We start from the raw sequence: 450 nt of genomic DNA on the forward strand, positions 1-450 counted from the left end.
CTACCTTGGGCCAAGCGCTGCTTGAAGCTCCACAACGTGCGTGCATCAGGGATGTGCAGGGCACCGTCCAGACGGCAAAAGTGCTGGAAGCTCATGCGATCAAGCACCTGGTACTCGCAGTCTTCGTCACTGAGGTTGTACAGCGACTGGATGAACAGCAGGCGCACCATGACTTCGGTGGGGTACGGCGGGCGACCGCCCTTGCTTCGATCAGCGCGCGGGCACGCCACATCGACCTGGGCGGCAATGGCGCTGAAGTCAATCAGCTCATCCATCGCCGCCAGATTGGCGATGAAGCCGCCCAGCTTGGCCTGGCGCTGGTCCTGCACAAACAGGTCGCCACCGGGCTGGCGACGCCAGAAGGCCGAGGGCTTGATGCGTGGGGTGATCATGCGCTCCATCATGCCGTCTCAGGCGCCTTCCGGATGAGAGAGGTTTCTAGAAGTGCCC

The 450-nt window shown here is 62.4% G+C and carries 1 protein-coding gene; it reads right to left on the bottom strand.

The window, feature by feature from the left end; translation table 11 throughout:
• Window positions 1–392 (bottom strand): transposase (locus ABG80_RS18015; protein WP_235513936.1); only part of this gene is annotated, 392 nt, incomplete at its 3' end.
• Window positions 393–450: the final 58 nt, after the last annotated feature.

Source organism: Aquabacterium parvum (genome assembly GCF_001447195.1).
In the GTDB taxonomy this organism is placed as follows: Bacteria; Pseudomonadota; Gammaproteobacteria; order Burkholderiales; family Burkholderiaceae_C; genus Aquabacterium; species Aquabacterium parvum.